Annotated in this window: 20 protein-coding genes; 10 read left to right on the top strand and 10 right to left on the bottom strand. The window is 66.2% G+C overall.

The window, feature by feature from the left end; translation table 11 throughout:
* Nucleotides 1-22 precede the first annotated feature (22 nt).
* From ACO05N_RS12515 to ACO05N_RS12490, 6 genes are all read right to left on the bottom strand, one after another.
* Nucleotides 23-721 (bottom strand): nucleotidyltransferase family protein, encoded by a 699-nt coding sequence (locus tag ACO05N_RS12515; protein ID WP_422058747.1) that lies wholly within the window; start codon nt 719-721, stop codon nt 23-25.
* A 59-nt stretch (nt 722-780) separates the two neighbouring features.
* Nucleotides 781-1,752, bottom strand: a complete 972-nt coding sequence (locus ACO05N_RS12510) for an aminoglycoside phosphotransferase family protein (protein ID WP_422058746.1) — start codon at nt 1,750-1,752, stop codon at nt 781-783.
* Between the two features lie 26 nt (nt 1,753-1,778).
* The gene (gene tsaE, locus ACO05N_RS12505) at nt 1,779-2,222 is read right to left on the bottom strand and encodes a tRNA (adenosine(37)-N6)-threonylcarbamoyltransferase complex ATPase subunit type 1 TsaE (RefSeq protein ID WP_422057414.1); all 444 of its coding nucleotides are present in this window, start codon (nt 2,220-2,222) and stop codon (nt 1,779-1,781) included.
* Nucleotides 2,219-4,564 carry a PAS-domain containing protein gene (locus tag ACO05N_RS12500; protein ID WP_422057413.1) on the bottom strand — a complete coding sequence of 782 codons (2,346 nt, stop codon included), beginning with the start codon at nt 4,562-4,564 and terminating at the stop codon, nt 2,219-2,221. The genes tsaE and ACO05N_RS12500 overlap by 4 nt, the downstream gene beginning before the upstream one ends.
* Nucleotides 4,565-4,748: 184 nt before the next feature.
* The gene (gene ahcY / locus ACO05N_RS12495) at nt 4,749-6,161 is read right to left on the bottom strand and encodes an adenosylhomocysteinase (RefSeq protein ID WP_422057412.1); all 1,413 of its coding nucleotides are present in this window, start codon (nt 6,159-6,161) and stop codon (nt 4,749-4,751) included.
* Between the two features lie 119 nt (nt 6,162-6,280).
* A complete protein-coding gene (locus ACO05N_RS12490; RefSeq protein ID WP_422057411.1) occupies nt 6,281-6,841 on the bottom strand; it encodes a YqgE/AlgH family protein in 561 nt (186 codons plus the stop codon).
* Between the two features lie 108 nt (nt 6,842-6,949).
* Here ACO05N_RS12490 and ACO05N_RS12485 point away from each other — a divergent pair, with 108 nt between their 5' ends.
* From ACO05N_RS12485 to ACO05N_RS12470, 4 genes are all read left to right on the top strand, one after another.
* The gene (locus ACO05N_RS12485; RefSeq protein ID WP_422057410.1) at nt 6,950-7,429 is read left to right on the top strand and encodes a peroxiredoxin; all 480 of its coding nucleotides are present in this window, start codon (nt 6,950-6,952) and stop codon (nt 7,427-7,429) included.
* Nucleotides 7,430-7,520: 91 nt separating this feature from the next.
* Nucleotides 7,521-7,772 (top strand): hypothetical protein, encoded by a 252-nt coding sequence (locus ACO05N_RS12480; protein ID WP_422057409.1) that lies wholly within the window; start codon nt 7,521-7,523, stop codon nt 7,770-7,772.
* Nucleotides 7,773-7,866: 94 nt separating this feature from the next.
* A complete protein-coding gene (locus ACO05N_RS12475; RefSeq protein ID WP_422057408.1) occupies nt 7,867-9,303 on the top strand; it encodes an AMP nucleosidase in 1,437 nt (478 codons plus the stop codon).
* An 87-nt stretch (nt 9,304-9,390) separates the two neighbouring features.
* On the top strand, nt 9,391-10,119 hold the full coding sequence (locus ACO05N_RS12470; protein WP_422057407.1) for a hypothetical protein: 729 nt from the start codon (nt 9,391-9,393) through the stop codon (nt 10,117-10,119).
* Between the two features lie 58 nt (nt 10,120-10,177).
* Here ACO05N_RS12470 and ACO05N_RS12465 read toward each other — a convergent pair whose 3' ends face one another.
* Together ACO05N_RS12465 and ACO05N_RS12460 are read right to left on the bottom strand one after the other, a co-directional pair.
* Entirely contained in the window at nt 10,178-12,010 is a 1,833-nt protein-coding gene (locus tag ACO05N_RS12465) for a M2 family metallopeptidase (RefSeq protein WP_422057406.1), read from the bottom strand.
* 65 nt (nt 12,011-12,075) lie between these two features.
* On the bottom strand, nt 12,076-12,834 hold the full coding sequence (locus tag ACO05N_RS12460) for an alpha/beta fold hydrolase (RefSeq protein ID WP_422057405.1): 759 nt from the start codon (nt 12,832-12,834) through the stop codon (nt 12,076-12,078).
* Nucleotides 12,835-12,962: 128 nt separating this feature from the next.
* Here ACO05N_RS12460 and ACO05N_RS12455 point away from each other — a divergent pair, with 128 nt between their 5' ends.
* The 4 genes from ACO05N_RS12455 (at nt 12,963) to ACO05N_RS12440 (ending at nt 18,016) form a co-directional block, all read left to right on the top strand.
* Nucleotides 12,963-13,406 (top strand): MarR family winged helix-turn-helix transcriptional regulator, encoded by a 444-nt coding sequence (locus ACO05N_RS12455; RefSeq protein WP_422057404.1) that lies wholly within the window; start codon nt 12,963-12,965, stop codon nt 13,404-13,406.
* Nucleotides 13,399-14,457 (top strand): HlyD family secretion protein, encoded by a 1,059-nt coding sequence (locus tag ACO05N_RS12450; protein WP_422057403.1) that lies wholly within the window; start codon nt 13,399-13,401, stop codon nt 14,455-14,457. Before ACO05N_RS12455 ends, ACO05N_RS12450 begins: the two co-directional genes overlap by 8 nt.
* A gap of 8 nt (nt 14,458-14,465) precedes the next feature.
* A complete protein-coding gene (locus tag ACO05N_RS12445) occupies nt 14,466-16,049 on the top strand; it encodes a DHA2 family efflux MFS transporter permease subunit (RefSeq protein WP_422057402.1) in 1,584 nt (527 codons plus the stop codon).
* Between the two features lie 119 nt (nt 16,050-16,168).
* Nucleotides 16,169-18,016 (top strand): methyl-accepting chemotaxis protein, encoded by a 1,848-nt coding sequence (locus tag ACO05N_RS12440; RefSeq protein ID WP_422057401.1) that lies wholly within the window; start codon nt 16,169-16,171, stop codon nt 18,014-18,016.
* 17 nt (nt 18,017-18,033) lie between these two features.
* Here the strand turns inward: ACO05N_RS12440 and ACO05N_RS12435 are convergent, their stop codons facing one another.
* Nucleotides 18,034-18,657: a DUF2238 domain-containing protein gene (locus ACO05N_RS12435; RefSeq protein ID WP_422057400.1), complete on the bottom strand. Its 624-nt coding sequence runs from the start codon at nt 18,655-18,657 to the stop codon at nt 18,034-18,036.
* A gap of 10 nt (nt 18,658-18,667) precedes the next feature.
* Complete coding sequence (locus tag ACO05N_RS12430; protein ID WP_422057399.1) at nt 18,668-19,693, bottom strand: aspartate-semialdehyde dehydrogenase; 1,026 nt, start codon at nt 19,691-19,693, stop codon at nt 18,668-18,670.
* A 325-nt stretch (nt 19,694-20,018) separates the two neighbouring features.
* On the opposite strand from ACO05N_RS12430, the gene ACO05N_RS12425 reads away from it, so the two are divergent.
* Nucleotides 20,019-20,993 (top strand): alpha/beta hydrolase, encoded by a 975-nt coding sequence (locus ACO05N_RS12425; protein ID WP_422057398.1) that lies wholly within the window; start codon nt 20,019-20,021, stop codon nt 20,991-20,993.
* Nucleotides 20,990-21,490, top strand: coding sequence for an RNA pyrophosphohydrolase (locus ACO05N_RS12420; RefSeq protein WP_422057397.1), 501 nt, complete (start codon nt 20,990-20,992; stop codon nt 21,488-21,490). Before ACO05N_RS12425 ends, ACO05N_RS12420 begins: the two co-directional genes overlap by 4 nt.
* Nucleotides 21,491-21,526 lie beyond the last annotated feature (36 nt).

Genomic DNA, 21,526 nt, shown 5'->3' with positions numbered 1-21,526 from the left:
GATGACCGGGTCCTCCGCCCTCTCACCCGTCCGCCAGCACCGCCTCGGTCGCCGCAATCGCGGGCGGGCTGCCGACATCGAACCACAGCCCCTGATGCACCACGCCGAATGCCCGGCCCGCCGCAATCGCGCGTTCCCAAAAAAGGTTGGTCGAGAACGGCCCCTCCGGCCAGTCGCGGATCACGCGCGGGGAGAGGATCTGGACCCCGGTATAGACGAACGGTGCCAGTCGCCCCGGCTTGCGTCGCCCGACGATCTTCCCGAACGGGTCGAGGTGAAAGTCCCCCTGCCCGCCATGGCAATGCGCGCGGGCGAGCGGGACGAGCAGCAGCAGCGCGTCCATCCGGTCATCGTCCCACGCCGCCGCCAGCTGGCGGATCGCGTCGATCGGGCCGTCGATCCACAAATTGTCGCTGTTGACGCAGACAAAGGGGCCATCGCCCAGCATGTCACGCGCCTGAACCAGCCCGCCGCCGGTCTCCATCAGCTGCTTGCGCTCGTCGGACACCAGCACCTCGATGTCCTTCACGCGGTGCGTGACATGCGCCTCCAGCGCATCGGCAAGGTAATGGACATTGACCACCGCGCGCTCGACGCCCGCGCTGCGCAGCCGGTCGAACACATGGTCGATCAGCGGCTTGCCCGCCACCTCGACCAGCGGCTTGGGCCGCATCGCGGTCAGTGGCCGCATGCGCTTGCCCAACCCTGCCGCCATCACCATGGCGGTGCGCGGCACGGCACCCGCCGGAACGGGCCGGATCGCCAGCGTCTTCTTCGTGCTCACGCCTGCACCACTACCATGGGATCGCCACGCAGATGCGCCGGGATGTTCGCGTCGAACCACGCCTTCACCGGAGCCAGCGACGGGTGCTGAAGGTCACGCTCCAGATAGCCCCATACGCGCGGGCACAGCCCGGGATAACGCGGCTTGCCGTCGCGCTGCCACAGCCGGGTGAAGATGCCGATGATCTTTGCATTCCGCTGCGCGCCAAGCACATGATAAGCATCGACAAAACGCTCATCCGCCCCGGTGATGCGGCAATAACGGTCGAGCATCGCCGCTTCCAGGTCGGGGTGCACATCGCGCCGCGCATCCTGCAACAGCGAGACGAGATCATAGGCTGGATGCCCCGCCAGCGCGTCCTGGAAATCGAGCAGGCCGAGCGTCTCGCTCCCCTCGATCAGCATCAAATTCTCGGCATGATAGTCGCGCAGCACCGTGACCCGCTGCCCCTCCAGCGCCGGGGCCAGCACCGCGTCCCATGCCGCGCGATAGCCTTCTACATCGGCCTCGACGCCGATCGCCGGGCAATACCAGTCGGTCAGCAATGCCGCCTCGCGCTGGCAAGTCGCCGCATCATAAGGGTCGATGTCCGCCGCCTCATGCCCGCGCAGCCGGATCAGCACGTCGATCGCCGCCTCGTACAGCCGCAACTCGCTTTCGGGCGCGGCGTCGGCCGTCTCGCGCAGCCGCGCGTCCCCGAAATCCTCGATCAGCACCAGGCCCGTCTCCAGTTCCTCGCCATAGATTTGCGGCGCGGCGAATCCGCGATCGGTCAGCCAGCGCGCAATCGAGATAAACGGTCGCGGGTCCTCATGCGGCGGCGGCGCGTCCATCAGGATCGCGCTGCGCCCCGGCGCCTGCACCCGGAAGTAACGCCGGAACGACGCGTCCCCCGCCAACGGCAAGATCTCCCCATCTCCCCAACCGATCTCGGCCAGGAAATGGGGTGCCCGCTCGGGCGGGTTCATGTCGGGGGGCGAGATTACGCCGTCGCTCATAGGGGCCATCGGTCCTTCCATGCCGCTGGCACCCGCGCTGTCAAGGCGCGCGACCCGTCGGCTTCGATCGTCAGTGTCAGCCACAAGGCGTCCGCCCAGAAACTGTCGGGCAATCGCTCCGGCCATTCGACCAGCAACAGCGAATCCGCCCGCGCATCGTCCAGCCCCAGCTCTTCGGCCTCGACCGGATCGTCGATGCGGTACAGGTCGACATGCAGCACCGGAAACGCGGTTTCGGGCGGGGCATAGGGCTGGACGATCGCAAAGCTCGGCGACGGGGCCTCGCCCTCCAGGCCCAGTGCGGCGAGCAACCCGCGCGCGATACTCGTCTTGCCCGCGCCCAGGGCTCCCGACAGCGCGACGACGTCGCCCGGCCCCACCCGCGCGGCAAGCGCGTGCCCGAATGCCTCGGTCGCCGCTGCATCCGCCAGCGTGATCATCCGCGCGGCAGCTCCGCGACCACCATCGTCCCCTGCCCCGGCTCCGACACCAGCTGGATCGTGCCGCGATGCGCCTCGACGAATTGCTTGGCGAGCGGCAGGCCAAGCTGCAGCGCGCGCTCGCCATTGCGGCTGATCCCGGCCTGGGCAAAGCGGTCGAACGCCTTGGCCGCGACTTCCGGCGCCATGCCCGAACCATTGTCGGAAACGACGATCCGTGCGGTCCGGTCCGAACCGTCGATGTGCAGCAGCACGCGTCCCCCTTCGCCCGTCCCGCTTACTGCATGGCGCAACAGATGTTCGATAATCTGGCGGATGCGGCGCGGGTCGCCCTGTACCCTGCCCGCGCTGCCCTGGATCTCGACCGCCAGTTCGATCTTCCGCGACTTGATCGACGGCTGGACATTCTCGATCGCGGCACCGGCGATCAGCTCCAGATCGACCGCCTCTCGCGCCAGCGCCCCGCCATCGCGGGTCAGGTCGAGGACGTCGTCGACCAGATCGCCAAGCCGCCCGACCGACTCCAGGATCGCTCCCGAATAGTCCACGGCGGTCTGCGGCAACGCGCCCGCATAGCCATTGTAGAGCATCTCCGCGAACCCCTTGATCGATGTCAGCGGGGTGCGCAGCTCGTAACTCATATTGGCCACAAAGGCGGTCTTGATCCGGTCCGCCGCTTCCAGCGCGTCGTTGCGCTCGCGCAGCGCATTCTCGATCCGCCTCCGGTCGGAAATGTCGAGCATCGTGAACAGCGCGTTGCCATCGGGCAGCGGTACCGCCGCCACCTCGAAATGCCGACCGTCGGCAAACTCGATCGACCCGCCCCGCTGCTGGCGCTCGACCGTGGCCGCCCGCACCAGATCGCCGATCAGCGACGCGCGACCCGGCTTGGCGAGCTTGCCCGCCGCCTCCTTGGCCAGTGCATCGACCCGCGGATGCGCGGTGATGAACGCGTCCTCGAACCCCCATGCGCTCTTGAACCGGTTGTTCCACAGTTGCAGCCGCCCATCGGCGGCGAATACACCCAGCCCCTCGAACAGATTGTCGAACGTCGCCGTGCGTACCCGCAGCAACGTGTCGCGCGCGCTGGCGAGCTGGACCTGCTCGGTCAGATCCTCGAAAATTGTCAGCAGCCCACCTTCGGGCAGCGGCTGAGCGACGACGCGCAAATGGGTTCCACCGGGCAACGTCCAGTTTTCTTCGCGCGCGCTCTCCGCCGCCAGGAACCATTCGCGCCGCTCGTTCTTCCACCCCGGAAAATCGCGCACGACGGGCAGGCGATTGGCCTCGCGCATGCGCTCCAGGATGCGGTCGAACTCGGGCCGATCGGCCAGCCATTCGTTCTTCAGCTCGAAAATGCGCCTGAAGGGCTGGTTGCAGAACACCAGAGCGCGATCCGGCCCAAACTGCGCGACGCCCGCCGACAGCCGGTCGAACATCGCGCGTTGCGCCTCCGCCGCGCGCTTGATCCCGCCGCGCGCCTGCTCCAGCTCCTCGACATCCACGGCAAAGCCCGCAACCCCGCCAGTCGGCAATGGCACGTCATGGATGTGCAGCGTCCGCCGCTTGCCCCCGATTGTCGCGGGCAGCTTCACCATCTGCGGCGCGCCCACATCCCGCGCATGCGCCGCGCTTGCCAGGGGGCCGCCCGGCGCCGACGCGTCGACCAGCTCGATCCCGGACGCCACGACCTGCTCGGCATCCGTGCCCTCGACCGCATCGACATAGGCGTTGTTGACCATGGCGATGCGCAGTTCGGGATCGCGATACCACATCGGCATCGGCGCCGACTGGATCAGGCCGGTGAGCGCGTCGAACGCAACGCGATAGCGATCGGCCTCCGCCGCGAACCGCGCGACTTCCTCGCTCGATTCGGTCGCATCGAGGAACCACAGCACCGCACCGCCCGGTGCGCGTACTGCGTCCGGTGCCCGCATGCCGCTGGCCAGCAGCGTCCGGCTCGCCCCGCGCACCGGCAGGATCATGCGGAACGGCTTGCCCGCGCGCTGCGCGGCGCTCACCTCCTGCTCCAGAATCTGCGCATCCTCGGGCGCGAGGACGGAGTCATTGTCGATCAGGTCGGAAAAATGCGCCGGGACGGTGTCGAAGCCGAACAGATTGGCGAGCGCGATCGACAGTTCGATCCGGCCATCGGCACGCACGATCATCGCCAGCGCCGGTGATCCCGCCGCCAGCGCGAGCAAGCGCGCATTTGCATCGCTCAACCGCGCCGCCCGCGACCGCGCGCGCAACCCCACGAACAGCATGAGGCCGCCCGCCGCCAGCAACAGCGCAAGCGCCGCACCGGCGAGTGTCGCTGCGGTTTGGGAAATCTCGATCAACGCGCCGGAACCTTCATGCCTCCGCTCTTACGAAGTCGCGCTGTCCCCGGCAACGGCAACAAGTCTTGCCGGGCGGCGAAGGCCCCTCCCGCCCCGCAGTGTGGTTCCGCATTGCGGGCCTGATACGGAAAAGGGCGCTCCGGATCCCCGAAGCGCCCCCTTCTTTTCCGTTCCGTCCTGCCGCTTAGTAGCGGTAGTGATCCGGCTTGAACGGACCTTCGACCGGCACGCCGATGTAATCGGCCTGCTTCTGGCTCAGCTTGGTCAGCTTCACGCCCAGCTTCTCGAGGTGCAGCGCCGCGACCTTTTCGTCGAGGTGCTTCGGCAGGACGTACACTTCGTTCTTGTACTTCTCCGACGCGGTCCACAGCTCGATCTGCGCCAGCACCTGGTTGGTGAACGACGTCGACATGACGAACGACGGGTGACCAGTCGCATTGCCGAGGTTCACCAGGCGGCCCTTCGACAGCACGATGATCTTCTTGCCGTCCGGGAACTCGACCTCATCGACCTGCGGCTTGATCTCGGTCCACTTCATGTTGTTGAGGCCAGCGATCTCGATCTCGCTGTCGAAATGGCCGATGTTCGACACGATCGCCATGTTCTTCATGGCGCGCATGTGATCGACGGTCAGCACGCCTTCGTTGCCAGTCGCGGTAACGAAGATATCGGCGCGCGGGGCGGCCTCTTCCATCGTCACGACTTCAAAGCCTTCCATCGCCGCCTGCAGCGCGCAGATCGGATCGACTTCGGTCACCAGCACGCGCGCGCCGCCGTTGCGGAGCGACTGCGCCGAACCCTTGCCGACATCGCCGAAGCCGGCGACGCAGGCGACCTTGCCGGCCAGCATCACGTCGGTGGCGCGACGGATCGCGTCGACCAGCGATTCCTTGCAGCCATAGAGGTTGTCGAACTTCGACTTGGTGACGCTGTCGTTGACGTTGATCGCCGGGAACGGGAGCTTCCCCTTCTTCGACAGCTCATACAGGCGATGCACGCCGGTGGTGGTCTCTTCCGACACGCCCTTGATCGCGGCGACGGTCTTGGTCAGGTAGCCCGGACGCTCGGCCATGAAGCGCTTCAGCGTCGCGACGAAGATTTCCTCTTCCTCGTTCGACGGGGTGAACAGCTCTTCACCCGCCTCGACGCGCGCGCCCCACAGCGCGAACATGGTGGCGTCGCCGCCATCGTCCAGGATCATGTTGCAGGTCTGGTCCTGACCCCAGTCGAAGATGCGGATCACGTAATCCCAATATTCCTCCAGCGTCTCGCCCTTGACGGCGAAGACGGGGATGCCGGCGGCGGCGATCGCGGCGGCGGCATGGTCCTGGGTCGAATAGATGTTGCAGGTGGCCCAGCGCAGCTCAGCGCCCAGTTCCTTCAGCGTTTCGATCAGCACGGCAGTCTGGATCGTCATGTGCAGCGAACCGGTAATGCGCGCGCCCTTGAGCGGCTTGCTCGCACCGAATTCCTCGCGCAGCGCCATCAGGCCCGGCATTTCGGTTTCGGCGATCTCGATTTCCTTGCGGCCAAATGCAGCGAGGCTGAGATCCTTGATGACGTAATCCTTGGGGTCGAGCACGGTGGCCACGATCATTCTCCGGCTAATGAAATGCTACGCCGCAGCACGCCCACGGCTCTGCCCGCGCCCCTAGCCGATCAGTCCTCGATGCGCAAATGAAACATAAAGATATCTTTATATGACCTTCCGACGGGTCAGGCGGTTCCGCCGTCATTCGCCAGCAGACGCGGGTCGATGCCTGACTTGGCAAAACTGCGCTGCCAGCGCTGCGCGGCCATGGTTTCGAACAGCAGCGTCGTATCCCCCGGCACGTTGAACCAGCCATGGCGCGTCATTTCCGCGTCGAGCATGCCCTCGCTCCAGCCCGCATAGCCAAGTGCGACGATCCACCGCGACGGGCCGGTCCCGTCGGCAATGGCGCGCAGCACGTCGACCGTCCCCGTCAGCGCCCAGCGCCCCGCGACGTCGACCGTGTCCTGCCCGCCCCAATCGGTCGAGTGGATCACGAACCCGCGTCGCGGCTCGACCGGGCCGCCGTAATGCACCGGCGCATCCGGCGCCACGCCAGGATCGATCTCGAACTGGGCGAGCAGCCCGTGCAGGCTTAGCGACTCGAGCTCATGCCCGATCCCGACGCCCAGCGCGCCCTGTTCGTCATGGGCGCACATCGCGATCACGGCCCGCTCGAAGCGGGGATCACCGATTCCGGGCAGGGCGAGCAGGATTTGCCCGGTGAGAAAGCTACTCTCTTCCATCGGGCGTCAACATAGTGCCACCGCGTCCGCTCCGCCACGCTTGAAAATTGCGGCCGCCATGCCACTTCCACGCCCAGCCGCAGTTCCGCGCAGCGAGAGGAGACACTGATGACCATCCAGATCGGCGACCGCATTCCCACCACGACCTTCGTCAAGGCGACCGAGAATGGCCCCGAGCAGGTCAACTCGGACGAATATTTCGCGGGCCGCAAGGTCGCGCTTTTCTCCGTCCCCGGCGCGTTCACCCCGACCTGCTCGGCGCGTCATCTCCCCGGCTATGTCGAGAAGGCGGACGCGCTGAAGGCCAAGGGCGTGGACGAGATCGCCTGCACCGCCGTCAACGACGCGTTCGTCATGGGCGCATGGGCCAAGAGCGCCGATGCCGGCGACGTGACCATGCTCTCCGATGGCAATGCTGCGTTCGCCAAAGCGGTCGGCCTTGAGTTTGACGGCAGCAAGTTCGGCATGGGCACGCGCGGCCAGCGTTATGCGATGCTGGTCAATGACGGCGTGGTCGAGCAGCTGCACGTCGAAGCCCCCGGCGAGTTCAAGGTGAGCTCGGCCGAGCATCTGCTCGAGAATCTGTAATCGGCTGACCGGTTCGGTGCCGCGCCGAACTGCCTCGATCGAGGAACTGGCGCGCGCCGAAGCGGTTTTCATCGTGGAAGGGAGATCGGATATGACTACCGAAACGAACAATGCCGCCACTCCGGCGACCACCGATACCAAGACCGAAGACTCACTGCTTGACCAGGCCAAGGAAGCGCTGACCGGCGCGGGCGATGCGATCAGCGACGCGTTCGAAGACGTCGTCGACGCTGCCAAGAAAAACCCGGTCGCGGCGGCTGCCATTGCTGCCGGTGCAGCCGCGGCAGTGGCGGGCGCCGCGTTCGGCGTCAGCAAGCTGCTCGACAAGGACGACGATAAGTAACCCGTGCTGGCACGCCGGTCCTCGCGACCGGCGTGCCATCGACGCGACATCGTCCGGTCTTGCCAATGTCATCGCGGCAAATTAGCCGTTGAAGATGACACAAGCAGAACAAATCGTCGCCGAACTGGATCGGCTGCACACCGCCTCCGTTACCCGCCTGCGTGAGGCCCTCGACCGTTATCTGACCGAGGGGATCGCCCCGGATCCGGCGCACCGTACCGACGGCAGCTTTGCCTATCCTGAAATCCGCGTTCGCTATCGCAACGAAGTCGACCGACCGACGCCCGCGCGCAGCTTCGGTCGCCTTGTCGAGCCCGGCGATTACGCGATCAGCGTGACGCGCCCCGCCATGTTCGCCGATTATCTCGTCGAGCAGCTGACCCTGCTGATCGAGGATTATGACGTCGAGGTCACGGCAGCGGTGGGGCGTCAGGAAATCCCCTTCCCCTACGTCATCGACCCTAGCCACGTCCTGAAGATGGACCAGGTTTCGGTGCTCGAACTCGCCCGGCATTTCCCGGCGACCGAGCTGGCGCATATCGGGGACGAGATCGCCGACGGCAGCTGGATCAGCCAGGACGGCACCCGCCCGCTCGCTCTGTTCGATGGTCTGCGCACCGATTTCAGCCTCGCGCGCCTCCGCCACTATACCGGCACGCCGACCGAGCATGTGCAGCAGTACATCCTGTTCACCAACTATCACCGCTATGTCGACGAATTCGTCCGCTGGGCGGCGGAGCAGGTCGGCGAAGGCAGCCGCTTTACCGGCGTGTCCGGGCCGGGCGGCATGGTGTTCAAGGCTGGCGACGATCCCGAAATGCTGCTGACCGACAGCGCATGGCGGCGTCACCAGATGCCGGCATGGCATCTGATGGCGGAGGATGGCAGCGGGATCACATTGGTGAACATCGGCGTCGGCCCGTCCAACGCCAAGACGATCACCGACCACCTCGCCGTCCTGCGTCCCGAGGCGTGGCTGATGATCGGCCATTGCGGCGGCCTGCGCCCGAGCCAGCGGATCGGCGACTATGTCCTCGCCCACGCCTATCTGCGCGACGATCATGTGCTGGACGACGTGCTGCCGCCGGAAATCCCGATCCCGGCGATCGCCGAAGTGCAGCAGGCGCTGGCGCGCGCCGCCGAAACGGTGTCGGGCCAGTCGGGGGACGAGCTCAAGCGCCGCCTGCGCACCGGGACGATCGTCACCACCGACGACCGCAACTGGGAACTGCGCTTCTCCCGCTCGGCGCTGCGCTTCTCGTTGAGCCGCGCGGTCGGCGTCGACATGGAAAGTGCCACTCTTGCCGCCCAGGGCTATCGCTTCCGCGTTCCCTACGGCACGCTGCTGTGCGTGTCGGACAAGCCGCTGCATGGCGAGCTCAAACTGCCCGGCCAGGCCAACCGCTTCTACGAGCGCGCGATCGCCGAGCACCTCAAGATCGGCATCGAAACCTGCGAAGAGCTGCGGCGTGAGGGCGCAAAGCTGCATAGCCGCAAGCTGCGCGCATTTAACGAGCCGCCGTTCCGCTAAGTTCGCAACGACCGCGCGCTTTTCATTGACGCGGGAAACCGTTTTGCCTCAGGTTGGTTACAGCCACGAAACCTTTGGAGTTGCGTGATGGCGAAAGCCCCGACCACATCGAATGACGGCGACACCCCGACCGAGGCCAAGGCACCAGCCAAGCCGCGCCGGGCAGCAGCAAAGTCGGCGGCCAAGGCCGAAGAAGCCAAGGGACCCACCTCGGCCAAGGCCAAGGCTCCGGCGAAGGCCAAGGCGCCCGCGAGGGCGAAGGCGTCGGCAAAGCCAAAGGCCGCACCCACGCCTGCCGTCGAAGCGCCTGTGGCCGCCGAGCCACCGGCACCGCCGGCGAAGGCACCGGCGCGCAAGCCTGCCGCAGCCAAGGCTCCGGCGGTCGCCGACAAGGCACCGCCCCCCCGACGTACCGCCGCGACGCGCAAAGCGGCCGCGACGGCCAAGCCGCGCGCATCCACGCGTAAGCCGCCTGCCAGCCGTCCGCGCGCTGCGGTCGAAACTGCAGCGGCGAAAGTGTCCTCGGCTGCACACAGCGCGGCTCAGACTGTCAGCGAATCCGCCCCCGCACAGTTTGTCGCCGAGACGCGGGAGAAGATGGGCGACCGCAATTTCTTCGCGACGCTGATCGGCGGCGTCGCCGCGATCGGTGCGGCGGCGGCAGGTCTGCTCTACGCCCTCAAAAAGGGCCAAGGCGGTCCTCAGGACAGCGCAACCGGAGCCAAGGCGCATCAGGCCGACGGAACCGACAGCTCTGCCTCGTTCCAGGCGGGAATCGCGGACGAAGGCACCATCCCGGAAAAGCTGCCAAGCTGATCCATCAGCACCGTTTCAGGAAAAGGCCGCCGCGATCCTCTCGCGGCGGCCTTTTTCATTACCAACCGGTGGGCTTGCCCTTGTTCTGCTCGTCAAGCCACGCCTTCAGCGGCGCGAAATACTCGACCATCGCCGCGCCCGACATTTCGCGGCTGCCGGTAAAGGCTTCGAGCGCATCGGGCCACGGCTTGGACGCGCCCATTTCCAGCATCGCGTTCAGCTTCGCGCCAACCTCCTTGTTGCCGTAGAAGGAGCAGCGGTGGAGCGGTCCCGTCCACCCGGCCTGGTCGCACGCGGCCTTGTAGAACTGGAACTGCAGCAGCCGCGCGAGGAAGTAGCGGGTATAGGGCACGTTCGCCGGGATGTGATACTTTGCACCCGGATCGAACTTGGTCTCGTCGCGCTTCACCGGGGGCGTAATCCCCTGATATTGCAGGCGCAGCGCATCCCACGCGCCCTGATAGCCGGTCGCCGGGATCCCGCCCGAGAACACGCCCCAGCGCCATTTGTCGATCAGCAGGCCGAACGGCAGGAACGCGACCTTGTCCATCGCCTGGCGCAGCAGCAGCCCGGTGTCCTTGTCCGCGCTCGGCACCTTGCTCTCGTCGAGCAACCCGATCGAGACGAGGTAATCCGGCGTGATCGACAGCGCGACGAAGTCGCCGATCGCCTCGTGGAACCCGTCATTCGCGCCGTTGCGGTACAGCAAGGGCTTCTGGTTATACGCGCGCTGGTAATAATTGTGGCCGAGTTCATGATGGATCGTGACGAAATCGTCGCCATTCACCTTGATGCACATCTTGATGCGCAGATCGTCGACATTGTCGAGATTCCACGCCGACGCATGGCACTGCACCTCGCGGTCCGCAGGCTTCACGAATTGCGAGCGCTTCCAGAAGGTCTCCGGCATCGGATCGAGCCCGAGCGAGGAGTAGAAGCCCTCCCCTGCCTTGACCATCTTGATCGCGTCATAATCCTTGGCGATCAGCAGTTCGCCGACGTCAAAGCCCAGGTCACCCGACCCCGCCGGCGCCACGATGTCGTAGATATTGCCCCATTCCTGCGCCCACATATTGCCGAGCAGGTCGGCGCGGATCGGGCCGGTCTTGGGCTGCACAGCATCGCCATATTTCTCGTTCAGCTTCCACCGGACATAGGTGTGGAGCGATTCATACAGCGGCTTGACCTCGTTCCACAGCTTGTCGGTCAGCTTGCCGAATTCCTCCGGCGACATGTCGTAATTCGACCGCCACATCGCCCCGACATCCTTGAACCCCAGCTCACGCGCGCCTTCGTTGAGCAGGCCCACCGAGCGCTGATAATCCTGCCGCTGCGGCGCACCGACATTGTCGTGCCAGCTGCTCCACATTTCCTTGAGCTTGGCAGGGTCGCGGGTGGTGCCCATCGCCGCCTCGATGTCGCTGCCGCTCATCGGCTTGCCGTCGAGCGTCCCCTTGCCGGTGCCATAGACCGTCTGCATGTCGGTCTGCAGCTTGGCGAGCGCCGATGCCGCGCCATCGCGGGTCGGCGCGGGAGAGGTGATCGCACTGCGCAGGATGTCGAGCTGCCGCCGCGTATCGGGGGACAGGCCTTTCACCTTGTCATATTTCGCAGCCTCGAGCGCATAGCGCACGGCGAGTTCGGTACCCTTGGCGCCGCTCTTGGCAACCAGTTCGGCCGTGTCGTCGGTGATGTAGGTCGCATAGACCCACTGGATCCGCGCATCGTCGATCGCGAACTCGTTGAACTCCTTGGTCGCCCGGGCAATGAAGGCGTCCGCATCCGCCGCTGTCGGGGCGGTGGCGGCAGGAGCCGCCTTCTGCGCCTGCGCCCCCGCCGGAGCCGCCAGCAACAGGGCGAGCGCGATCGTCGAAATACCGGTGCGGATCATGAATTCCTCTTTCGAACCAAATTTGTGTTGGATGACCGACAACCTGCGCCCGCCCCCCGCCAGGGTCAAGCCGTCAGAAATGTTACGATCGCATCGCCCAGTTCGGGCCGCGTCACCGCGCTCATATGATTGCCGGGCACCTCGACGAAGCGCGCATCGGGCAGCATCGCGACCAGGCCGGTGAACGACCCCACCTCGTCGTCCTCCACCCCCGCGACCACAAGCACCGGCAGGTCGAACCCCGCCAGTGCCTGCCGCGGCGTGTCGACGAATGTATCGAGGATGCCGAGCAGCGCTATTGGGTCGCCCCCCGTGGTCTTGAGAAATGCCTGCGACATGAACTCCCTGTCTCCGCGCACGAAACTGCCAAAGCCGGTGAGCACGCTGCGGAAGAACCCGGTGCGGCGGCCCGTATCGGTCACTCCCTCATCCCCCAGCCCCGACAGCACGGCCCGACGCGGTCGGGGCGCAACCCCGCGCGCCAGCACCCGCACCGTCGTCCGCGCACCGAGCGAATAGCCGCCAAGGTCATAGTCGGTCAGGCCGAGATGCGCGATCAGCGCCTCCGCGTCCCGCGCCAGCGCATCGGGCGGATAGGCGGCTGCATCGTGCGGCCGCGCGCTCTGCCCATGTGCGCGCAGGTCGGGCATGATCACCCGGAACCCCGCCGCCGCCAGCTTCTCCGCAGTGCCATATTTGATCCAGTTGGTCTGCGCGTCGGAAAAGAAGCCGTGGATCAGCACCACCGGCCGCCCCTCGCCCATCTCGCGCCACGCCAGCTGCTGGCCGTCGAAGCTCTCGAACATGTTCAATGTGTCGGTCATGCCGGCCTGATGCACCGGATCGCCGCGCCGCGAAAGCCTGCGCGCTTGCGATGCGCGCAATTGCATGCATCGTGAAATGCCATTTATGGCAGTGGCATTCTATAAGCATGCTTATTATATCGCCGCTCATGACCGACTCTCTCGGATTCCTGATCAGCGACGTCTCCCGCCTGCTTCGCAAGCGCTTCGACGAGCGCGCGCGCCTGATCGGCGTCACCCGCCAGCAATGGCGAACGCTCAGCGTGCTCAAGCGGCATGAGGGCAGCAATCAGGGCATGCTCGCCGAACTGCTCGAAGTCGAACCGATCACGCTGGGCCGCATGATCGACCGGCTCGAGGAAGCGGGGTGGGTCGAACGCCGCCGCGATCCGGGCGACCGGCGCGTATGGCGCATTCACCTCACCGATGCGGCCCAGCCGATCCTGCTCCAGCTGAAGGGCATCGCCGACTCGCTGTTCGTCGACGCCGCCGAGGGCATCAGCGCCGAGGATCAGGTGAGGCTCCATGCGCTGCTCGAACAGCTGCGCGACAATCTCAACCCCGACCAGTCCAACGAGGCCGCCAATGGCTGAAGCCGATCCCCGTATCGAATCCACCACCACACCCGAACCGGTGGCGGGGAAGCCGAAGCGCAATCTCCTGCGCCCCTTCCTGATGTTCGGCGTGCCGTTGGTCGTAATTGGCGCGATCGCGCTGTGGTGGTCGTTGTCGGGCGGCACCGTCTCGACCGACAATGCCTATGTCCAGCAGGACAAGGTATCGGTCGCCAGCGACGTTGCCGGGCGGATCGTCGAGGTTGCGGTCAAGGAGAACCAGAGCGTCAAGGCTGGCGATCTGTTGTTCCGCATCGACCCGGAACCCTATCGCATCGCGGTCGCCCAGGCGGATGCCGCCATCGCCAATGCCCAGGTCCAGGTGACGACGTTGCAGGCGAACTACCAGGGAACCGGCGCCGATATTCAGGCCGCGCGCGACCGCATCGCGTCGGCACAGCAGGATTATGATCGGCAAAAGGCGCTGATGGACCGCGGCTTCACGACCCGCGCCCGCTTCGAACAGGCGCAGCACTCGGTCGAACAGGCGCGCGCCAGCTATCAGAGCGCGCTCGCCGAAGCCGATGAAGCCCGCGCCAAGCTGTCGAGCGGCAGCGCGGTGCCCGGCGTCAACCCCGCCATCGCCGCCGCCCGCGCCCAGCGCGCCAAGGCGCTGCTCGATCTCGAACGGACCGCACGCCGCGCGCCGGTGGACGGGGTGGTCAGCCAGGCCGACCGGCTTCAGGTCGGGCAGATGATGATGTCGGGCCTGCCCGCCGTCACGCTCGTGCGCTCGGGCGGGTCGTGGATCGAGGCGAATTTCAAGGAGACCGACCTTGCCGAGATGCGCGTCGGGCAGCCCGCCGAAGTCCGCTTCGACGCCTATCCCGGCCTGAAGCTCAAGGGCCATGTCGCCTCGATCGGATCGCAGACCGGCTCTGAAACCTCGGTACTCCCGGCGCAGAACGCCAATGGCAATTGGGTCAAGGTGACGCAGCGCGTGCCGGTCCGCATCGCCATCGACGAGAAGAGCCAGCGTCAGCTGATCGCGGGCCTCTCCGCCGAAGTCACCGTCGACACGAGCAAGTAAGTCCAGCAATGGCCAGCGCCGCCGCCCCCGCTGCCGACACGCCCCCTGCCCCGCCCCCGGCGGGTCAGGCGGCGCTGCCCGTACGCAATAAGGGGCTGCTGACGTTCGGTGTGATGCTGGCGACGATCATGCAGATCCTCGACACCACCATCGCCAATGTCGCGCTGCCGCACATGCAGACATCGCTGGGCGCGACGGGCGACACGATCACCTGGGTGCTGACCAGCTATATCGTCGCCTCGGCCATCGCGATCCCGATCACCGGCTGGGTTTCGGACCGCATCGGATCGCGCAACCTGTTCCTGATCTCGATCGTCGGCTTCATCATCGCCTCGGCGCTGTGCGGCGCCGCGCAGAGCCTGGAGCAGATGGTGCTGTTCCGCGTTCTTCAGGGGATCGCGGCCGCGTTCATGAACCCGCTCAGCCAGACGGTGATGCTCGACATCAACGCGCCCAAGGATCAGCAAAAGGCGATGGCGGTATGGGGCATGGGCATCATGATCGGCCCGATCCTCGGCCCTGTCCTCGGCGGCTGGCTGACCGAGAATTTCAACTGGCGCTGGGTCTTCTACGTCAACCTTCCGCTCGGCGTGATCTGCCTCGTGATCCTGTGGTGGCTGCTGCCCAGCCGCCCGGTACGCAAACGCGCGTTCGACGTCTTCGGCTTTTCGCTGCTGGCGGTCGGCATCGGTGCGCTGCAGTTGATGCTCGATCGGGGACAGCATGCCGACTGGTTCTCGTCACCCGAGATCTGGATCGAGACGATCGTCGCGGGAACTGCGATCTGGATGTTCGTCGTTCATATGGCGACCGGCAAGAACCCGATGTTCGAACGCAGCCTGTGGAAGAACCGCAACCTCGTCACGGCGCTCGCCTTCATGCAGGTGGTCGGCGTCGTGATGATGGCGACGATGGCGCTGCTTCCGCCGATGCTGCAGTCGCTTTACGGCTATCCGGTCATCGAAACGGGGCTACTGATGATGCCGCGCGGGGTCGGCGTGCTGGTCACCATGGGGCTTTCGGCTCGGCTGGTCGCGCGCGGAGTCGATCCGCGCCTCCTCGTCGGCACCGGCTTTGCGCTCGCGGCATGGTCGCTCTACGACATGACCACCTGGTCGCTGGAGATGGGCGCGACGCCGTTCATCGTGGCGGGGCTGATCCAGGGGCTTGGCATGGGTCTGATCTTCATGCCGCTCAACGGCATGGCCTTTGCCACCCTCCCCGCGCATCAGCGGACCGAGGCGGCGAGCCTGACCAACCTGTCGCGCAATATCGGCGCGTCGATCGGCATCTCGCTGGTCACAACGATCCTTGCCCGCAGCACACAGGTCAGCCACGCCGACCTTGCGCCCAACATCACGGCCGAACGCCTTCAGACCCTCGACCCGGGACTGCTCGCCAATTTCGGCAGCCAGGCGGACGCGCTACTCGCCATGGCCAATGCCGAAGTGACGCGCCAGGCGGCGATGATCGCCTATCTCAACGATTTCCACGCGATGATGATCGTCACGGCGGCCTCGATCCCGCTTGTGCTGTTCCTCAAGCGGCCGAAAGCGCAAATCGCAAATGATCCGGCGGCAGCGGGGCACTGACGACCGGACTGCCCCGCGGCCTTCTATAATGTGATCCAACCAAAATCAGCCGGGCCGGGTCACACATGCTCAACCGCTTCACGCTCGCCACTAAAATCACGGTACTCTCCTGTCTCGCGATGCTCGCGCTTGCGGCATCGCTGGTCATCACCACGCAATGGGCGCTCGACCAGGATCTCCAGCACCGCGCTACCGAGCGACAGGAAACCAACATCGCGGTCGCACGCGACGTGCTGAGCCAATATGGCGCGAAGTTCAGCGTCGAAGGCGATCGCCTGCTGCTCGACGGCCGCGCGCTCAATGGCTTCAACGATCCGGTCGACAGGGTGAAGAAGCTGGTCGGCGGTACTGCCACGATCTTCCTCGGCGATACGCGCATCGCGACCAACGTGATCAAGGAAGATGGCAACCGCGCGGTCGGGACCAAGCTTGCCCCAGGGCCCGTGTTCGACGCCGTGCTGCGCGACGGCAAGCCCTATCGTGGGGAGGCCGAAATTCTCGGCAAGGATTATTACACCGCGTACGACCCGATCCGCGATGCGTCGGGCAAGACCATCGGCATCCTTTATGTCGGCATTCCGGTCGAGGATGTGCGCGGCAGCGCTTCGGGACTGGTCCAGATACTCGAGGAGATCGGACTGGCCGCGCTGCTGATCGGGTGCGCCGTCCAGTTCTGGATCTGTCGCCGCCTGTTCGCACCGATCACCACGATGATCGCCAGCATGCGCCGCCTCGCCGATGGCGACACGCGCAGCGAGATTCGCGGGGCAGAGCGCGGCGACGAAATTGGCGAAATGGCCCGCGCGCTTGCCGTCCTGCAGGAGGCATCGGCCGCCCGTGCCGCAGCCGAGGCCGAGATTGCGCGCAACAAGGACGCGCTGGACAAGGTCGTCCGCGCGCTCGGCGACGGCCTCAAGCGCGTCGCACAGGGCAAGCTGACGCAGGGCATCGAAACGGAATTCGACCCGCAATATGCCGCGCTGCGCACCGACTTCAACGATGCCGTCGTGGCCCTGCGCGGGCTGGTGGGAACCGTGGTCGACTCGACCATCGCGATCAAAGCGGGGACCGGCGAGATTTCTACCGCCGCCGATGACCTCGCCCGCCGGTCGGAAAGCAATGCCGCCAGCATCGAGGAAACCACCGCAGCGATCGCGCAGATCAACAGCCGCCTTGAGATCATGTCGCGCGCTGCCCAGGACGCCGTCACGCGCGCCGAAGAGGCCAGGAGCGTGGTCGAATCCGGCCGCACCACCGCCGAACACGCCGTCGCGACCATGAGCCGCGTCAGCGAAAGCGCGCGCGGCATCGACGACGTGATCGAGGGGCTCGACAAGATCGCGTTCCAGACCCGCGTTCTCGCCATGAACGCCGCGGTTGAAGCAGGGCGCGCCGGGGAAGCCGGTCGCGGCTTCGCGGTGGTCGCCGACCTCGTCTCCGCGCTCGCCATGCGCGCCGAAGAAGAGGCGAAGCGCGCGCGCGAGCAGCTCACCCTGACGCAGGAGGAAGTCGCCGTCGCGGTCGATGCGGTGCGCAGCGTCGACGGGGCGCTCGCCCGCATCGTGGAGACGGTCAGCACGGTCAACGGGCTGGTCGGCACCATGTCAACCGACAACAGCTCGCAATCCGCCGCGATGATGCAGATCGCATCCGCGATCGCCACAATGGATCAGTCGACGCAGCAGAATGCGGCGATGGTTGAGCAAACCTCGGCTGCCGCGCGCGGTCTGCTGGCTCAGGTCAACACGCTCGCGGATCAGGCGTCGCAATTCGACGCCGGCCAGGCGGCACGGCCCGCATCGGTCAGCGCGCCCAAGCCCCGCCCGGTCCCCGCACCGACTGCAGCGAAACCGGCGCCCACGCCTGCGGCATACTCCAAGCCTGCGCCGCTGGTCCGCCCAACGCTGCCAATCGCGGCGAGTGGCGGCAGCGCGGCCGTGGCGCTCGACAACTGGGATGAGTTCTGACCTTCCGGCCCGTCCGTTCAGGCGGACGGGCCACCCGGCCGTGTCACACCGGTCGCCAGCGCGAGCACCGCACCCGCCAGCGCCAGCGCCATGTCCTTGGGCGCGTCGAACATGTCGCCCTGCTGCCCATTATACTGTTCTGCCGCCTCGACGCTCAGGCCCAGCGTCAGCAGCCATTCGAAAATCTCGTAGACCGCGCCGATCGCCAGCACGGCGAGCAGCATGAACGTCACCGCCATCCGCCGCGTCAGCCCGGCATGGCGCATCCCGGCCTCGACCAGCGGCAGCGCAAGGCAAAGGCCCGATGCGAAATGCACCAGTCGGTCGAACATGTTGCGCTGAAAGCCCAGCACCGCATCGATGCTCACGCCAAATGCCGCCTGCCCCCAGGCATCGTACGGCACGCTGCTATAGGTCCAGCGGGCAGCGAACAGGTGCAGCAGCACGAAGCTGCACGCCCATGCCACGCTGGCGGTGCTGAACGGCCAGCGGCGCAGCGCCCACCATGTCACCGGTACGCTGACGACCACCGGGCCGACCTGCAGCCAGGTGTTGGGCGGATAGGCCGCCCCCACCGCGCTCAGCGGGGCGCCCGCAAGACATGCGAGCAGCCACCAGCGTTGCGCGGCGGGGAGGCCCATATGCGGGCGCTCAGCCCTTTTTCAGGTGACGACGACCCAGCAGTTCGGCGATCTGCACCGCGTTCAGTGCCGCGCCCTTGCGCAGATTGTCGCTGACGCACCAGAAGGCGAGGCCGTTCTCGACGGTCGAATCCTCGCGCACGCGGCTGACAAAGGTCGCATAGTCGCCGACGCACTCGACCGGGGTGACGTACCCGCCATCCTCGCGCTTATCGACCAGCATGATGCCCGGCGCCTCGCGCAGGATGTTCTGTGCATCCTCCGCCGAAAGCTCGTTCTCCAGCTCGACATTGACCGCCTCGCTGTGCCCGACGAACACCGGCACTCGGACGCAGGTGGCGATGACCTTGACCTTGGGGTCGAGGATCTTCTTGGTCTCGACCACCATCTTCCACTCTTCCTTGGTCGATCCGTCGTCCAGGAAGCTGTCGATATGCGGGATCACGTTGAACGCGATCTGCTTGGTGAACTTCTTGGCTTCCGCGCTGTCGCCGACAAAGATGTTGCGCGACTGTTCGAACAGCTCGTCCATCCCCGCCTTGCCCGCGCCCGACACCGACTGATAGGTCGCGACGACGACGCGCTTGACGGTCGCGGCATCGTGCAGCGGCTTCAGCGCCACCACCATCTGCGCGGTCGAGCAGTTCGGATTGGCGATGATGTTCTTGGCCTTGTAGCCGTCGATGGCCTCCGGGTTCACTTCCGGCACGATCAGCGGCACGTCCGGGTCCATGCGATAGAGCGACGAATTGTCGATCACCGTGCAGCCGGCGGCAGCGAAGCGCGGTGCGTGGACCTTGGTCGCCTCGCTCCCGATCGCGAACAGCGCCATGTCCCAGCCGGTCGGATCGAAATGCTCGATATTCTGGATCTTGTACTGTTTCCCGGTCTCGCCGAAATCGACCATGTCGCCGGTCGAGCGCGCGCTGGCGAGCACGGCCAGTTCGTCGATCGGGAACTCGCGCTCCGCCAGAATGGCGAGCATCTCGCGCCCGACATTGCCGGTGGCGCCTGCGACTACGACACGGTAACCCATCAATAGACCCTTTCATGCGGTCGAGCCGCCCGGAATACGGGCAGCCACATAGTCATTCTTCGGTGGGAAGTCAGCGGCCATGCGTGGCGCGCCTTCGGAAATGTTTCGCAGCGGATACCCGGACCCGCGCAACCGGCCTGTCAGCGGCGGGTCGCGGTCCGGGTGGTGATAATGGGCCGTTTTCGAAACATGGCCGCGCCCCTAGCAGCACTATTGCGCGGGGAACAGGGAATTTCTTCTTTCATTGCGGCAAAGCGCGGGTTGCGCGGTGGACGCGGCGACGCCGCCTCGCCTATGTACCGCCTCGCACGACAGGAGACCGCATTTGGCCGACCATTTCGTCCGTCCCGACACCCGCGCCTTTCTCGACATGCTCGCCGCGATGCCGGAAATGCCCTGGCCACCCCAGCCCGACGCGTATCGCGCGCAATATCTGGCGATGAAGGATCTGGTCGATCTGCCCCAGGGCGATCTCGCGACGGTCAAGGATCTGACCATTCCCGGCCCGGCCGGCGCCATTCCCGCGCGCCTGTTCGACGTGCGCGACAAGCGTGAGCCCGGCCCGGTCGTGCTGTTCTTCCACGGCGGCGGCTTCGTCATCGGCAATATCGACAGCCATGCCAGCTTCACCGCCGAGCTCAGCCGCGCGCTCGACCTTCCCGTGGTATCGGTCGACTATCGCCTCGCGCCCGAAAACCCCTGGCCCGCCGCGTCGGACGATTGCGAAGCAGCCGCGCGCTGGGTCGCGTCCAGCCCTGCCGAACTTGGCCGCGCGGTCACCAGCATCGCGCTTGCTGGCGACAGTGCAGGGGGACAGATCGCCGCGGTCGCCGCGATCGACCTGCGCGGCGCCCCCGCTGCGGTCCCGGTGATCGGCCAGCTGCTCATCTATCCCGCTGCCGATTTCAGCGGCAACTACCCCTCCGCCGACCATTTCGGGGAAGGCTATCTGCTGACCGCCAAGGGCATGGAATGGTTCAACGAATGCTATGGCCCGGACGTTGATCACCCGCGCGCGTCGCCAATGCGCAACGCGACGCTGGAGGGGCTGCCCCCCGCGCTGGTCCTCACCGCCAGCCTCGACCCGATCCGCGATCAGGGCCGCGCTTATGCCGGGGCGCTGGCAGCGGCGGGCGTACCGGTCGTGTTCCGTGAGGCAGTGGGCAATATCCACGGCTTCATCACCCTGCGCCGCGCGATCCCCTCGGCCCAGGGCGATGTCGCGGGCATGCTGGTCGCGTTCCGCGCATTGCTGACCGAGGCCGAGGCGAACCGCGTGATGACGCAGGCCGCCGCATGATCGACCGCGACGCTCTCCCCTACCGCCCCTGTGCCGGGGTGATCCTGCTCAACCGTGACGGCCAGGTGTTCGTCGGCCAGCGGCTCGATTCGACGCTTGAGGCGTGGCAGATGCCGCAAGGCGGAATCGATCCGGGCGAAGACCCGCTCGACGCCGCCTATCGCGAGCTATGGGAGGAAACCGGCGTCCTGCGCGCGCATGTCGAACTGCTCGCCGCGCCGGAGATCGAGCTGGAATATGATCTCCCCGACGATCTGCTGGGCAAGGTGTGGAAGGGCAAATGGCGCGGCCAGCGCCAGCGCTGGTTCCTGTTCCGCCTGACCGCCGGGGACGATGCGATCGACATCGCCACCGCCGAACCCGAATTTCGCGCATGGCGCTGGCTCGACCCGCGCGAGCTGCCGGATGTGATCGTGCCGTTCAAGCGCGACCTCTATATCGATCTTCTGCGTATTTTCGCCGAACCGCTCGGTCTCGAACCAGGGGGCGTACGGTAATGTCCAACCCTACTCGATCTCTGGCGGGGAATAGCG

Source organism: Sphingomonas sp. (assembly GCF_965227385.1).
Classification (GTDB): domain Bacteria; phylum Pseudomonadota; class Alphaproteobacteria; order Sphingomonadales; family Sphingomonadaceae; genus Sphingomonas.
Note: the sequence above shows the minus strand (reverse complement) of the source record. Positions and strands in the feature narration are given on the sequence as shown.

Coding starts and splice junctions, on each gene's coding strand:
- ACO05N_RS12490 (WP_422057411.1), bottom strand. CDS start 6,841: ATGGAAGAGAGTAGCTTTCTCACCGGGCAAATCCTGCTCGCCCTGCCC.
- ACO05N_RS12440 (WP_422057401.1), top strand. CDS start 16,169: ATGCTCGCGCTTGCGGCATCGCTGGTCATCACCACGCAATGGGCGCTC.
- ACO05N_RS12460 (WP_422057405.1), bottom strand. CDS start 12,834: ATGACCGACACATTGAACATGTTCGAGAGCTTCGACGGCCAGCAGCTG.
- ACO05N_RS12420 (WP_422057397.1), top strand. CDS start 20,990: ATGATCGACCGCGACGCTCTCCCCTACCGCCCCTGTGCCGGGGTGATC.
- ahcY (WP_422057412.1), bottom strand. CDS start 6,161: ATGATCGTGGCCACCGTGCTCGACCCCAAGGATTACGTCATCAAGGAT.
- ACO05N_RS12455 (WP_422057404.1), top strand. CDS start 12,963: ATGACCGACTCTCTCGGATTCCTGATCAGCGACGTCTCCCGCCTGCTT.
- ACO05N_RS12510 (WP_422058746.1), bottom strand. CDS start 1,752: ATGAACCCGCCCGAGCGGGCACCCCATTTCCTGGCCGAGATCGGTTGG.
- ACO05N_RS12470 (WP_422057407.1), top strand. CDS start 9,391: ATGGCGAAAGCCCCGACCACATCGAATGACGGCGACACCCCGACCGAG.
- ACO05N_RS12430 (WP_422057399.1), bottom strand. CDS start 19,693: ATGGGTTACCGTGTCGTAGTCGCAGGCGCCACCGGCAATGTCGGGCGC.
- ACO05N_RS12445 (WP_422057402.1), top strand. CDS start 14,466: ATGGCCAGCGCCGCCGCCCCCGCTGCCGACACGCCCCCTGCCCCGCCC.
- ACO05N_RS12465 (WP_422057406.1), bottom strand. CDS start 12,010: ATGATCCGCACCGGTATTTCGACGATCGCGCTCGCCCTGTTGCTGGCG.
- ACO05N_RS12475 (WP_422057408.1), top strand. CDS start 7,867: ATGACACAAGCAGAACAAATCGTCGCCGAACTGGATCGGCTGCACACC.
- ACO05N_RS12515 (WP_422058747.1), bottom strand. CDS start 721: ATGGTGATGGCGGCAGGGTTGGGCAAGCGCATGCGGCCACTGACCGCG.
- ACO05N_RS12450 (WP_422057403.1), top strand. CDS start 13,399: ATGGCTGAAGCCGATCCCCGTATCGAATCCACCACCACACCCGAACCG.
- ACO05N_RS12485 (WP_422057410.1), top strand. CDS start 6,950: ATGACCATCCAGATCGGCGACCGCATTCCCACCACGACCTTCGTCAAG.
- ACO05N_RS12435 (WP_422057400.1), bottom strand. CDS start 18,657: ATGGGCCTCCCCGCCGCGCAACGCTGGTGGCTGCTCGCATGTCTTGCG.
- ACO05N_RS12480 (WP_422057409.1), top strand. CDS start 7,521: ATGACTACCGAAACGAACAATGCCGCCACTCCGGCGACCACCGATACC.
- tsaE (WP_422057414.1), bottom strand. CDS start 2,222: ATGATCACGCTGGCGGATGCAGCGGCGACCGAGGCATTCGGGCACGCG.